The sequence below is a fragment of the Azotobacter armeniacus genome (assembly GCF_054779355.1).
Map to the genome: position 1 here is coordinate 39334 of NZ_BAAGYK010000082.1, position 13219 is coordinate 52552.

Consider the following 13219-nt stretch of genomic DNA (forward strand, 5'->3'; position numbering starts at 1 on the left):
CCGCGCGCCACAGCCAGTGTTTCCTGCCATTGAGAGAGACGACCACCTCATCGAGGTGCCACGTGTCGCCTCGGGCCAAAGCGCTGGAGCGAATACGCCGGGCAATGCCCAGGCCAAACCCCACCGACCAGCGCCGCACCGTCTCGCAGGTCAGCTCGATGCCTCGCGCGGCCAGCAGCTCCTCGACCATGCGCAGGCTCAAGGGGAAACGGGAGTACAGCCACACCGCATAGCCGATCACCTCGGGCGGGAAGCGTAACCGGCATAGGAAATGGCGTCGCTGGCAGGTACAGTGGCTCGTTTCATATCCGGGATTGTCAGCGCATCTCCGGCAACCTGCCAACAACGTGACAGTACCTGCCGGAGATCAGGCCAAGGCCGCCGGTTGGCGGCTTGTCGGGTCCGCCTCACACCGGATCGTTCATCCGCAGCAGCTCATCCGGCAGATGCTCGATGTATTCATCCTCCTCCGGTGGCGGCATCTGCAAGTGGTAGCCCTGCTTCTCGAGGTTCTCCAGCACCTTGTGGATGTCCTCGCGGGCCAGGGTGCGCTCGGGCGAGAGCACCAGGTCGAAAGCATGCTGCGGTGTGCCGAAGGCCGCCAGCAGGGCTTCGGGCACCCGCGAAAGGGCGTCCTTCCTCTCCACGTAGAGATACATCTCCCGGCGCCGCGGACTCTTGTAGATGGAGCAGATGGATTTCATGGTCGTTCTCCGCCGAGGCAATCGAGCAGAGTCTGGCCCATGCGCTCGCGGCGCCAGCCACGCAGCGTATCGGGCAACCGGTAGGGGCCATTGGGGAAGCCGCTTTTCAGCAGAGCTTCGAGAATCTTCTTGCGCAACACCAACTCCGGGGCGATCTGCAGGCACGCGGCCTCGGCCTGGCCGACCGCCCGCAGCGTCTTGAGCAGCGCCGAGGCCTCCATCGGCAGGGGCTCGGGCAAAGGCTCCGGCCAGCTCTCCGGCGACGTGGAGCCGCTTTCCCCGATCAGCCGGAGCAGGGTCTCGCCATCCTGGCGCACCGTGCGCGGATGCATGTCCTCGATGCGCCCGAGACTCACCAGGTCGGTCGGCTGGAAGCGCGCCAGCGGCCACAGGCTGTTCTCGCGCAGGATGCGGTTGCGCGGCTGGTCGCGCCGGCGCGCCTCGCGCTCGCGCCAGGCATACAGCTCGCGCAGCACGGCCAGTTGCTGGCGACTCAGCTTCCAGGCCAGCCGGCCCTCGCGGTAGAGCTCCTCCGGCGCCACTTCGCGGCGCAGGTTGGCGACCAGCTCCGCACCGTCCTCCAGGGTCCAGGCACGCTTGTCCTCCGACAGCTGCGCGGACAGCGCGACGTAGAGTTCCGCCAGGTGCACGGCATCCTCTGCGGCATAGCGGATCTGCAGCTCGCTCAGAGGGCGCTGCAGCCAGTCGGAGCGGGTCTCGCCCTTGGGCAGCTCGATGCCCAGCACCGCCTGGACCAGCCGGGAGTAGCCCATGGAAAAGCCCAGGTTGAGGTAGGCGGCGGCCAGCTGGGTGTCGAACAGCGGCTGCGGCAGGCTGCCGGTCAGGCGCAGCAGCACTTCCAGGTCCTCGCTGCAGGCGTGCAGCACCTTGACCACCGCCGGGTCCTCCAGCAGCTCGGCCAGCGGCCGCCAGTCGCGGATGGTCAGCGGGTCGATCAGGTAGGCGCTGCGGCCGTCGCCGACCTGCACCAGGCCGGCCTGCGGATAGAAAGTGTCGACCCGCACGAACTCGGTATCGAGGGCGACGAAGGGCAACTGCCGCCAGCTCGCACAATAGCTGGCGAGGCTGGCATCGTCGCGAATCCAATGAATGTCGATGGCCACGAAGGCTCCTTGTTGACTGGCCGCGGCAACAGCGCAGCGCTCGCACTGTGCCGGGGCGGACTCGACGCCGGGCACGGCTGGCACGGCAGCATCTGTACTGTGAAATGCGGCGCACGGCCGCCGGAGGGCATGCAGTATATCCAGCCCTCCGGGCCCTGGCCAAACGACATCCGCGCCCTCACCCGAACGGCTTGGCGTTTGCCGCGGCGGACCGCAGACTCGCAGCCTCTGGAAATTCCTTCACCGAACGACAAGGAGCCCCCATGTCCCACGCGCAATTGCTCAGCCCCGCCCAGCTGGCAGCCCGCCTCGACCAGCCGGAGCTGCGCATCCTCGACTGCCGCTTCGTCCTCGAAGACCCCGCCTACGGCGCGCGCAGCTACGCCCAGGAGCACATTCCCGGCGCCCGCTTCGCCGATCTGGAACACGACCTCTCCGGCCCGGTGCAGAAGGGCATGACCGGCCGCCATCCGTTGCCCGATCCGGCCCTGCTGATCGAGCGCCTGCGTGCCTGGGGTATCGACAACGCCAGCCCGGTGGTGCTCTACGACGACGGCCCAGGCGCCTTCGCCGCCCGCGCCTGGTGGCTGCTCGCCTGGCTCGGCAAGCGCGACGGCGTGTTCCTCCTCGACGGCGGCCTGAACGCCTGGCGCGCCGCCAGTCTGCCGCTGACCGCCGAGCTGACCGCCCCGGCGGCCGGCACTTTCCAGGGCCAGCCCGATGCCAGCCTGCTGGTGGATGCGCAGCGGCTGCTGGCACGTTTCGGCGATGCGCGGCTGACCCTGCTCGACGCCCGCGCCCTGCCCCGTTTCCGCGGCGAGGTGGAACCCCTCGACCCGGTCGCCGGACACATCCCCGGAGCCCGCTGCGCGCCCTTCACCGAAAACCTCGGCGCCGACGGCCGCTTCCTGCCGGCCGAGCAGCTGCGCGAGCGCTTCGCCGGCCTGCTCGGCGAGCGGCCCGTCGATCAGTTGGTGGCCTATTGCGGCTCGGGCGTCACCGCCTGTCACAACCTGTTCGCCCTGAGCCTCGCCGGCTATCCGCTGGCGCCCCTCTATGCCGGCTCCTGGAGCGAGTGGCTGACCGATCGCTCCAGGCCAATCGCCACAGGGGATTGAAGCATCCCACCGAGGGTGTGCCGGCGGCCGGTTTAAGCACTTGCCGCTATATGACTAACGAAAGCGCCAATGGAAATAATTTAAAAACAGCTATTTACAGCCTAAAGATCGCACTAAACTTCAACTCAGGCGGTCAGCGGAGCGTCACAAGGCTCCGCTCTCCCCCCTTCGGGCGAGGCGCTTCACCGAACCGATAACTCTTTCAAAGCCCCGCGGCCACCTTTCCTTGCGAGACGCACCATGGGCATTGCAGCCAGCGAACTGAGCAAACACGTGATCCGCCCGACCCTGCTCTATCTCGGGCGCCCCTCCGAGGCGGCCGAAGCTCTCCTGCTGGGCACCGCGGCCACCGAATCGGCACTGGGCTCGGCCCTGCACCAGCCGCACGGCCACGGCCTCTATGGCATCCGCGCAACCAGCCACCTGCAACTCTGGGACCGTTACCTGGCCCAGAGTCCAGACCTGGCCAGCCATGTCCGCGGCCTGGCCAGCCAGCATGCCTTCCTGATCGCGCCGCATCTGGAGCTGACGGTCAATCTGCGCTACGCCACTGCCATCGCCTGGCTGCTGGTGGAGTCGCAGATCCTGTCGCTGCCCAGCGCCGACGATCTGCTGGGACTGGCACGAATCTGGTGTCATGTGTTCCATCCCGGCGGCCGGCCCGAGCAGTTCCTCGAGGCTTGGCAACGCTGCATCGACGGTGCCATCCAAGCCGCCTGAAGCAGGCCAAAGTGCCAGCCTCGGACAGGCACCACCGTCCATCCGTCACTTGCCAGGGAACCTCACCCCCCTGCTCGGGTCGACCATGGGTAGGTCATTACATTCAAGAAAGTCGCCATAATCATCGTGGCGTATGCGATCGGTATCCGGGCTGTAGTGCCTGCGCCGTCGCCTTCGACGAATGCGTCAATGCCGCACGCGGTCGCGTGGAGCGCTACAAGCGCCCCACCACCCGCTTCCGGCGAGGCCGGTTCGCCCAGGCAGTCGAGGCTAGCGTCCTGTGCGGTTGATCAGTCGATACGCGGTTGGTTGTCCGAAGGAAGGCGCTGTAACGGGTCCTGGCAGGACCATGACAAGGAGCGATAACACACTATCAGGGACTCGGGCAGCGAAATCGGCCAGTCACCTCAACCAAACAGGCCACTGAAGGCTCGCCGTTCGCCTTTTTTCATGCGAGGTCCATATGGGCATTGCAGCCAGCGAACTGAGCAAACACGTGATCCGCCCGACCATGCTCTATCTCGGGCGCCCCTCCCCGGCAGCCGAAGCTCTCCTGCTGGGCACCGCGGCCACCGAATCGGCACTGGGCTCGGCCCTGCACCAGCCGCACGGCCACGGCCTCTACGGCATCCGCGCAACCAGCCACCTGCAACTCTGGGACCGTTACCTGGCCCAGAGTCCAGACCTGGCCAGCCATGTCCGCGGCCTGGCCAGCCAGCATGCCTTCCTGATCGCGCCGCATCTGGAGCTGACGGTCAATCTGCGCTACGCCACTGCCATCGCCTGGCTGCTGGTGGAGTCGCAGATCCTGTCGCTGCCCAGCGCCGACGATCTGCCGGGACTGGCACGGGTCTGGTGCGATGTGTTCCAGCCAGGCGGCAAGCCCCAGGACTTTCTCAACGCCTGGCAGCGCTGCATCGGCGGCTTCAGCCAGGCAGCCTGAGGCAGGCCCGGGCGCCGGCTGCAGGCCGACTGCCGTCGGTCGCTTGCCGAGGAACCTTGCTGCCCTGCCCGGATCGATTCTGGGTGCCGCCATCGCCCTGGGAGAATCGCCATGACCATCGAGGAATACGCGACCGGTATCCAGGCCTGCAGCGCCTGTGCAGTAGCCTGCGACGAGTGCGCCGAAGCCTGCCGGCAGGCAGCCGACCCACAGGCCTTGCGCCGCTGCATCGAACTCAACCGCGACTGCGCCGACGTCTGCCGCCTGGCCGCCCTGCTGCTGGCGCGGGAAAGCGAGTGGGCGGCCGCCTTGTGCCGCCTCTGCGCCCCTCTCTGCCTCGCCTGCGCCGAGGAATGCGCCTCGCACCGCCTGCCCCACTGCCAGGAATGCGCCCAGACCTGCCAGCACTGCGCCGACGAATGTGAGGCGCTGGGCGATGTGGCATAGGCCATTTGCCCCCAGGCAACTCTCCCTTTCGATATTTTTCGCGACAGTTTCAGGCCGCACCCGGTCCTGTCAGAAGACTGAGCGTCGGCACTGCGTTGATGCTCCGCAGGCCGGGCCTGCCGCGAAAACGGACCCAGTCCCTGGTCTTTTTGGGGCCACGCTTGCTCGTGGCCACCTGGCTGGGCTTGATGTGCCGCGCCAACGCCAACAGGCGCTATGCCAGTGTGCAGGCCGAATCGTCGGCCCAGGCCGGCCACTGCTCCACCGGCAGCGCGATGAGCATCCCCTCGTAACGGCTTCTGACCTGGACCGCCAGGTGGTAGGGGGACGCCTCCCAGCCCTCGGGAAGCTGTTCGCGATGGGCCTGTTCGACACTGCGCTCGAGCACCGCCAGGAGGTTGCAGGCCAGCACCGCCACGGCAAACCCCAGCAGCGCCGCCCGGGGATGGCCCAGGCTGCGGATCTCGCTCTGCAGAACCGACTCCAGGCGCTGGAACATCCCCTCGATACGCCAGCGCCGACGGTACAGGTCGGCAATCTGCTGCGCACCGATGCCACCCGGATGTCCTGCTCGAGCAGCCAGCCGGTTTCCACCCCGCCCCAGTCGTGCCAGGGCCCCTCATGAACGATGCGCGGATGCCTGGCATCCTGGCGCACGATGAAGCCGGCCCGGGCCTGCTGGAGCGACTGGAAAATCGCGCGCGTGCCGAAATGCCGGTCGGCCACCCACAGCTGCCCCGGCCGGGCACTGTCCAGTAGCGACAGGACGCCGGTGCGTTCGCTCTCGTAGGCGTCCTCGCAGGCCGCCAGATCGGTCACCAGGTCGAGGTCGAGGTCGGGGTCGTAGACCACCCGCGAATGCCCCGGCAGGGCGGCGGCGCTGGTCACGCAGCGGCGCGAGGCGTTTCTCCGAGGCGGGCAGAGGGTTGCCGTCGACGATGCGCACTTGCCAGCCGGGCAGGCAGGGCGCCATCGCCCGCTCTAGTGCCAGACGCGCCATGCCGCTGGCCGGTGCCTGCTTCTCGAACCGCGCCAGAACCGCATCCCACATCGTCTTGCCCTCCCGATCGATTATCGGGGAGAGTTTACGCAAAGACCTTGAAAGGGCTGCCCCTCAGAGCGCCAACCCCACCAGCACCGCGCACTCCACCAGTTCGAGCAGCGCCCCCGCCGTGTCACCGGTGGTGCCACCCAGCCGCACCAGCAGGCGCTGACGCAGGTAGAAGAACAGCGCCGCCGCCAGCAGCAGCGCTAAAACGCCCGCGCCACCGAACAGCAGCGGACAGGTCACTGCCCCGCCCAGCAGCACCGTCCGGGCCGCCGCTCGCGGCAGGTGCTCGGCGAGGGCCTGGCCCAGGCCGCCGGGACGCACATAGGGAGTAACGAGAAACAGTGCCAGCAGCGCAGCGCGCCCAAGCAATGGCGCCAGCAGCAGCGCCGCGATCGCGCCCTGTTCGAGCAGCGCCAGCAGCGCGGCGAACTTCAGCAACAGCACGACGACCAGCATCACTACGGCGATCGGTCCGCTGCGCGGGTCCTTCATGATCGCCAGGGTGTGCTCGCGGTTGCCGAAGCCACCGACCCAGGCGTCGGCGCTGTCGGCCAGGCCGTCCAGGTGCAGCGCCCCGCTCAGACCGACCCAGGCCGCCAGCAACAGCGCCGCGTGCAGCGGCGGCGGTGCATCGCCGAGCAGCCCATGCAGGGCGACCAGCAGCACCCCGAGCAGCAGTCCCACGAACGGATACCAGAGCAGCGAGCGGCCCAGCTGCGGCGGAGTCGGCATGCCGGGCAGGCGAATCGGCAGGCGGGTGAGGAACTGCAGGGCGATCAGCAGCGGCAATGGCATCTTCAGCACGTCTCCCACCAGTTCGGCCCATCCAGGCACAGACGGTGCAGCGCGCCGTGGGCCACTGCCACCTGCAGCAATTGCCCACGCGGCAGACTACGGGCGCGGGCCAGCAGCAGGCGCATCACCCCGCCGTGGGTGACCAGCAGCAGGCGGCGGCCGGCGCATTCCCGACGCAGTCGCCCGATGGCCTCCAGCACCCGCGCCTCGAAGTCCAGTATCGGCTCGCCGTCCGGCGGGGTGAAGGCGTAGGGATCGTCCCAGAAACGCCCCAGCGCCTCGGCGTCGCTGTGCATCAGCTCGGCGGCGCTGCGGCCTTCCCAGGCGCCGAAATGCAGCTCGCGCAGGTCCGCCTCGAGATGCAACGGCAGACCGTGCGCAGCGGCCAGCTCGGTGGCGAAATCGGCGCAGCGGCGCAGTGGCGAGCTGACCAGCAGATCCCAGGGCCCCGCCGCGGCCGTCGCGGCGTGCATCTGCGCCCAGCCCGTGGCGGTCAGCGCGTCATCCAGGCTGCCGCGAAAGCCGCCGCCGCGTTCGGTTTCGCCGTGGCGCAGCAGGTCGAGATGAAGGGTCATCGGCCGGCGTCCGCCACCGCCGCCTCGGAGAAAGTCGCCATCTCGCCGTGCAGCCGGCAGGCCAGTTGCAGCAGCGGCACCGCCAGCGCAGCGCCGCTGCCCTCGCCCAGGCGCAGGCCGAGCTCCAGCAGCGGCTCGGCGGCCAGCGCCTCGAGTACCCGGCGGTGGCCCGGCTCGGCGCCGCAGTGAGCGAACAACAGCCAGTCGCGGCAGCCGGGATTCAGGCGCACCGCAAGCAGCGCCGCCACACTGCAGATGAAGCCGTCCACCAGCGCCGGCAGTCCCTGCTGGGCACAGGCCAGGTAGGCGCCGACCAGCGCGGCGATCTCGAAGCCGCCGAGGCGCAGGAGGATCTCCAGCGGTTCGCCGGCATGCTCGGCATGCCGCGCCAGGGCACGCTCGATGACCGCGACCTTGCGCGCCACCCCAGCGGCATCCAACCCGGTGCCGGGCCCGACCAGCGCCGGCACCGGATAGTCCAGCAGGGCGCAGGCCAGGGCGCTGGCGGCACTGGTGTTGGCGATGCCCATCTCGCCGCCGATGTACAACTGCGCGCCGGCCGCCTGGGCGCGCAGCACGCTGTCGCGCCCGGCCTGCAGGGCGTCGCGGCCCTGCTGCGGACACATCGCCGGAGCGTGGAGAAAATTCGCAGTGCCGGGGCCGAGGTGCAAGCAGCGCACACCGGCCGGCGGCAGTTCCAGCGGCTCGGCCGTGCCAAGGTCGATCAGCTCCAGCTCGGCTCCCAGCTGACGGGCCAGCACGCTGATCGCCGCGCCGCCGGCGGCGAAGTTGCGCAGCATCTGCCCGGTCACCGCTTGCGGATAGGGCGACACCCCCTCCGCGGCCACGCCGTGGTCGCCGGCGAAGATGGCGATCCACAGGCGTTCGACGGTGGGCCGCTCGCAGCCCTGCAGTCCGGCCAGGTAGATCGCCAGTTGCTCCAGGCGGCCCAGCGACCCGCGCGGCTTGGTCAGTTGCTGCTGGCGGGTACCGGCCAGGGCGCGGGCAGTCTCGTCCAGCGGTTGGACGGCGGCCTGCCACCAGTCGCGGTTCATAGTGGATCTCCCTTGAGGGTCATGGGCAGGCCGGCGACGCAGAACAGCACCCGCCCGCAGCGTTCGGCCAGGGCCTGGTGCAGCCAGCCGGCTTCGTCCACGTAGCGCCGGCTCAGCTCGCCCAGCGGCACCACGCCGAGGCCGGTCTCGTTGCTGACCAGGATGATCCGCCCGGGCAGCTCCGGCAGGCATTCCAGCAGTGCGTCGCGCTCGTGCGCCAGGCGTGCCGGATCGTCGGACAGCAGCAGGTTGGTCAGCCACAGGGTCAGACAGTCGACCAGCAGGCAACGCTGCGGCCCCGCCTGCTCGCACAGCACCCGGGCCAGCGCCAGGGGCTCCTCGACCAGCGCCCAGCCGGCCGGCCGCCGCTGGCGGTGATGCTCGATGCGCGCGGCCATCTCGCCGTCCAGTGCCTGGGCGGTGGCAACGTAGGTCACCGCCAGAGCGGACGCCGCGGCCAGGCGTTCGGCCAGGCGGCTCTTGCCGGAGCGGGCGCCGCCGAGGATCAGTTCATGCATCGTGATGTTTCTCGATTCGTTGAGTCTTGCGTAGGGTGGAAAACGACCGCAGGTCTTTTCCACCAACCGGCCTCGCGAACGCTCTTGGTGGAAAACGCTGTGCGGTTTTCCACCCTACGAATGACGCTGGCGCCGGGATCAACCGCCGAGCCCGCACAGTTCGCGCAGCCGCGCCGTATCCAGATGCGTCTCTACCAGATCGGCCAGGCGCTCGATGTCGCACTCGCGCAGCGCATGATAGTCGAGCGTGACCACCTCGCGCAGGCCGGCCCAGCGCAGCAGCGCAGTGCTCGCGGCGGGCGACTCGAACAGGCCGTGCAGGTAGGTGGCGAGCACCTGGCCGTCGGTACCGATGGCGCCGTCGCCACGGCCATCGTCAAGGCACACCGCCGGCCGCTCGAGAGCGGCGCCGCGACTGACCCCGGCGTGGATCTCGTAGCCAGTGACCTCCGCGCCCTCCAGCGCCAGGCGGCCGCGCACGTTGCGCAACTGCTTCTCGTCTTCCAGTACGGTGTCCAACGCCAGCAGACCGAGGCCCCGGCTGCTGCCCGGTTCACCCTCCAGCCCCAGCGGGTCAGCGATTTCATGGCCGAGCATCTGCAGCCCGCCGCAGATGCCAAGCACTCTGCCGCCATAGCGCAGATGGCGCCGGATCGCTTCCTCCCAGCCCTGCGCGCGCAGGAAGGCCAGATCGGCGCGCACGCTCTTCGAGCCGGGCAGCACGATCAGGTCGGCCGGCGGAACCGGCTGGCCGGGGCCGACGAAGGTCAGCTCCACCTGCGGATGCAGGCGCAGCGGGTCGAAGTCGGTGTGGTTGCTGATCCGCGGCAGCACAGGCACCACCACCTTCAGGCGCTCGTCCTCCTTGGCCACCTGGCGGGCGTCGATGGCGTCCTCGGCCTCCAGGTGCAGGTTGTGCAGGTAGGGCAGCACACCCAGCACCGGCTTGCCGGTGCGCGCCTCCAGCCAGTCGAGGCCGGGCTGCAGCAGGGCGATATCGCCGCGGAAGCGGTTGATCACTAAGCCCTGCACCCGCGCCTGCTCGCTTTCCGAGAGCAGTTCCAGGGTGCCGACCAGATGGGCGAACACCCCGCCCCGGTCGATGTCGGCGATAAGGATCACCGGACAGTCCACCGCCTCGGCGAAGCCCATGTTGGCGATGTCGTTGGCACGCAGGTTGATCTCCGCCGGCGAGCCAGCGCCCTCCACCATCACCACGGTGTATTGGGCGGCAAGACGCTGGTGCGACTGCAGCACCGCCTGCCGGGCCACGCGCTTGTAGTCGTGGTAGGCGGAGGCATCCATGCTGGTGACGGCGCGGCCGTGGACGATCACCTGGGCGCCGGTGTCGCTGTTGGGCTTGAGCAGCACCGGATTCATGTCGGTGTGCGGCGCCAGCCCCGCGGCCTGGGCCTGTACCGCCTGGGCGCGGCCGATCTCGCCGCCATCGGCGGTCACCGCACTGTTCAGCGCCATGTTCTGCGGCTTGAAAGGCGCCACCTGCACGCCCTGGCGGGCCAGCCAGCGGCACAGCGCGGTCACCAGGGTGCTCTTGCCAGCGTCGGAGGTAGTGCCCTGCACCATCAGGGTCGCGCTCTGCGTCATGGGGATAGTCATGGGGTTTTCCCTTGGTAAGTGCCCAACGCCTGGGCCAACCGCTGCCAGCCGGCCTCGTCCGCCGGCAGGCCGAAGCGCAGGCTGGCGGGCTGGTCGAACCGCCGCACGAGAATGCCGCGGCGGGCGAGGAAATCATGCAGCTTCACCGCCTCGGCCGTGCAGACCCATTGGAACAGCGCGGTGCCGCCGGCCGGCGACAGAGCGTGCTCGCCCAGCAGCTCGGCCAGCCGCTGCCCCGCCGCCTGCAGGCCCACTGCCCGCCGGCGTCGCGCCTCGCCATTGGCCGGCTCCATCGCTTGCAGGCCCAGCGCTCGCGCCGGTCCACTGACCGTCCAGGGCCCGAGGCGTTCGTGCAGCCGCTCCAGCAAAGGCGCCTCGGCCAGCACGAAGCCCAGGCGGATGCCGGCCAGCCCGAAGAACTTGCCGAACGAGCGCAGCACGATCAGCCCCGGCCGGTGGCTGTGAGGCGCCAGGCTGTATTCGGGCGTGCAGTCCATGAAGGCCTCGTCCACCAGCAGACAGCCGCCGCGCCGAGCCAGACGGGCATGCCAGTCGAGCAGCTGCCCGGGATCGAACAGTTGCCCGGTGGGGTTGTTGGGGTTGGCCAGCACCAGGGCGTCGAGCCCATCGAGCCGCGCCTCGATGTCCTCGGCGGCCAGACGCACCAGCCGGTGGCCGCCACGCTGCCAGGCTTGGGCGTGCTCGGCGTAGCTGGGGTCGAGCACACCGACCCGGCACGCTGGCAGCAACTGCGGCAGCGCCTGGATCGCCGCCTGGCTGCCGGCTACCGGTAGCGCTCGGGCGGCGCTGTAGCAGGCGCAGGCGGCCTGCGCCAGACCGTCGTTCTCTTCCGGCAAACGCGCCCAGGCGTCGAGAGGAATGGGAGGCACGGGCCAGGGCTCGGGGGCGATGCCGGTGGACAGGTCCAGCCAGTCGTTCAAGGGAATGCCATAGCGCTGCACCGCGACGCGCAGGCGGCCGCCGTGTTCAAGCATGCAGCCAGCCTCCGAGCAGCGCGACCGCCAGCCAGAGCAGCACGCCGCGGTTCAGCAGGCTCAGGGCAGCGGCGATGCTCTCGGCATTCGCCGGGCGACCCTCGCCGAGCCGCGGACGCACGTGCAACTCGCCGTGATAGACCGCCGCGCCGCCCAGTTCGACGCCCAGGGCGCCGGCACCGGAGGCCATCACCGGGCCGGCGTTGGGGCTGTCCCACTGCGGCGCCTGACGGCGCCAGCAGGCCAGGGCGCGGAGGGTCTGGCCGAGCAGCGCGTAGGTCAGCGCGGTAAGGCGCGCCGGGATATAGTTGAGGGCATCGTCGATCCGCGCCGCGGCCCAGCCAAAGCGCTCGAAGCGCGGCGTGCGGTAGCCCCACATGGCGTCCAGGGTGTTGGCCAGCCGATGCAGCACCACCCCCGGCGCGCCGGCCACGGCAAACCAGAACAGCGCAGCGAACACCGCGTCGCTGCCGTTCTCCAGCACCGACTCGCTGGCGGCACGGGCTACGCCGCTCGCATCCAGCGCGCGGGTATCGCGGCTGACCACCCTGCCCACGCCCTGCCGCGCACGCTCCAGATCGCCCTGGCGCAGCGCCTCCATGACCGGCCGGGCGTGCTCCTGCAGGCTGCGCAGGCCGAGCGCGGCGTACAGGGCGAGCACCGCCAGCAGCTCGCCGAGCCATGGCAGCCGCGCCAGCAGTCCGGCCACTAGAGTCAGGGGCAGCACCGCCAGGCACCAGGCGATCACCCCGTCGCCGCGCCGGCCGCGGCCCGGCGCGTTGAGGCGTGACTCCAGCCAGTCGGCCAGCCGGCCGAAGGCCACCAGCGGGTGGTGGCGCCGCGGTTCGCCGAGGGCCGCATCCAGCGCCACGCCGGCGAGCAGGCTCAACCCCAGGCTCACGGGCGCACGCCCCAGCGGTTCTCGAAGAGCATTTCGGCCAGCGGCTTCTCCTCGGCCCAGCCCTGCTCCACCAGCATCGGCTGCGGGTAGAAGCCTTCCACCGGCCCCAGGCAGAGCAGCGCCACCGGCTCGGCGCCGGCCGGAAGACCGAGCAGCTCGCCGAGCGCCCGCGGCTCGAACAGCGACACCCAGCCCATCCCGAGGCCCTCGGCGCGGGCGGCCAACCAGAGGTTCTGGATGGCGCAGGACAGCGAGGCCAGGTCCATCTGCGGCAGGGTGCGGCGGCCGAAGACGTGCGCTTCGCGGCCGTCCATCAACGCGGCGACCAAGAGCTCGGCGCAGTCGCCGATGCCCTCGACCTTGAGCCGCATGAATTCGTCGGAGCGCTCGCCGAGGGCCTCGGCGGTGCACACCCGCTCGGCCTCCACCAGATCCTTGATGCGCTGGCGCAACGCGGAATCGCTGATGCGGATGAAGCGCCAGGGCTGCATCAGGCCGACGCTGGGCGCCTGGTGCGCGGCGTTGAGCAGGCGCGCCAGCAGTTCCGGCGCCACCGTGCCGCCGCTGAAGTGGCGCATGTCGCGGCGCTCGGCGATGGCGCGGTAGACCGCGGCGCGCTCCTGTTCGCTGAAGGCGTGTGGGTTCATCGCAAGTCC

The 13219-nt window shown here is 69.8% G+C and carries 14 protein-coding genes and 2 pseudogenes; 4 read left to right on the forward strand and 12 right to left on the reverse strand.

What is annotated here, in order from left to right:
• From ACYVD0_RS12595 to rnd, 3 genes and pseudogenes are all read right to left on the reverse strand, one after another.
• Positions 1–241 (reverse strand): annotated as a pseudogene (locus ACYVD0_RS12595) (IS6 family transposase); the annotation flags it as partial.
• 166 nt (positions 242–407) lie between these two features.
• Entirely contained in the window at positions 408–704 is a 297-nt protein-coding gene (locus tag ACYVD0_RS12600) for a YcgL domain-containing protein (protein WP_460427121.1), read from the reverse strand.
• Complete coding sequence (rnd, locus tag ACYVD0_RS12605; protein WP_460427122.1) at positions 701–1828, reverse strand: ribonuclease D; 1128 nt, start codon at positions 1826–1828, stop codon at positions 701–703. Before rnd ends, ACYVD0_RS12600 begins: the two co-directional genes overlap by 4 nt.
• Positions 1829–2091: 263 nt before the next feature.
• Between rnd and ACYVD0_RS12610 the strand changes: the two genes are divergently transcribed.
• The 4 genes from ACYVD0_RS12610 (at position 2092) to ACYVD0_RS12625 (ending at position 5056) form a co-directional block, all read left to right on the forward strand.
• Positions 2092–2946: a sulfurtransferase gene (locus ACYVD0_RS12610; protein WP_460427123.1), complete on the forward strand. Its 855-nt coding sequence runs from the start codon at positions 2092–2094 to the stop codon at positions 2944–2946.
• Between the two features lie 240 nt (positions 2947–3186).
• The gene (locus tag ACYVD0_RS12615) at positions 3187–3666 is read left to right on the forward strand and encodes a hypothetical protein (protein WP_460427124.1); all 480 of its coding nucleotides are present in this window, start codon (positions 3187–3189) and stop codon (positions 3664–3666) included.
• Between the two features lie 463 nt (positions 3667–4129).
• Entirely contained in the window at positions 4130–4609 is a 480-nt protein-coding gene (locus ACYVD0_RS12620; protein ID WP_460427125.1) for a hypothetical protein, read from the forward strand.
• Positions 4610–4720: 111 nt separating this feature from the next.
• Positions 4721–5056 (forward strand): four-helix bundle copper-binding protein, encoded by a 336-nt coding sequence (locus tag ACYVD0_RS12625; RefSeq protein ID WP_460427126.1) that lies wholly within the window; start codon positions 4721–4723, stop codon positions 5054–5056.
• A gap of 148 nt (positions 5057–5204) precedes the next feature.
• Here ACYVD0_RS12625 and ACYVD0_RS12630 read toward each other — a convergent pair.
• From ACYVD0_RS12630 to bluB, 9 genes and pseudogenes are all read right to left on the reverse strand, one after another.
• Positions 5205–6020 (reverse strand): annotated as a pseudogene (locus tag ACYVD0_RS12630) (transposase); the annotation flags it as partial.
• Positions 6021–6170: 150 nt separating this feature from the next.
• On the reverse strand, positions 6171–6902 hold the full coding sequence (locus tag ACYVD0_RS12635) for an adenosylcobinamide-GDP ribazoletransferase (protein ID WP_460427127.1): 732 nt from the start codon (positions 6900–6902) through the stop codon (positions 6171–6173).
• 2 nt (positions 6903–6904) lie between these two features.
• A complete protein-coding gene (gene cobC / locus ACYVD0_RS12640; protein ID WP_460427128.1) occupies positions 6905–7477 on the reverse strand; it encodes an alpha-ribazole phosphatase family protein in 573 nt (190 codons plus the stop codon).
• Positions 7474–8532, reverse strand: coding sequence for a nicotinate-nucleotide--dimethylbenzimidazole phosphoribosyltransferase (cobT, locus tag ACYVD0_RS12645; protein ID WP_460427129.1), 1059 nt, complete (start codon positions 8530–8532; stop codon positions 7474–7476). The genes cobC and cobT overlap by 4 nt, the downstream gene beginning before the upstream one ends.
• Positions 8529–9050 (reverse strand): bifunctional adenosylcobinamide kinase/adenosylcobinamide-phosphate guanylyltransferase, encoded by a 522-nt coding sequence (gene cobU / locus ACYVD0_RS12650; protein WP_460427130.1) that lies wholly within the window; start codon positions 9048–9050, stop codon positions 8529–8531. Before cobU ends, cobT begins: the two co-directional genes overlap by 4 nt.
• Positions 9051–9188: 138 nt before the next feature.
• Positions 9189–10655 carry a cobyric acid synthase gene (locus tag ACYVD0_RS12655; protein ID WP_460427161.1) on the reverse strand — a complete coding sequence of 489 codons (1467 nt, stop codon included), beginning with the start codon at positions 10653–10655 and terminating at the stop codon, positions 9189–9191.
• Positions 10656–10663: 8 nt separating this feature from the next.
• Positions 10664–11662, reverse strand: coding sequence for a threonine-phosphate decarboxylase (gene cobD / locus ACYVD0_RS12660; protein WP_460427131.1), 999 nt, complete (start codon positions 11660–11662; stop codon positions 10664–10666).
• A complete protein-coding gene (cbiB, locus tag ACYVD0_RS12665) occupies positions 11655–12563 on the reverse strand; it encodes a CobD/CbiB family cobalamin biosynthesis protein (protein ID WP_460427132.1) in 909 nt (302 codons plus the stop codon). Before cbiB ends, cobD begins: the two co-directional genes overlap by 8 nt.
• Positions 12560–13210 (reverse strand): nitroreductase family protein, encoded by a 651-nt coding sequence (bluB, locus tag ACYVD0_RS12670; protein WP_460427133.1) that lies wholly within the window; start codon positions 13208–13210, stop codon positions 12560–12562. The genes cbiB and bluB overlap by 4 nt, the downstream gene beginning before the upstream one ends.
• Positions 13211–13219 lie beyond the last annotated feature (9 nt).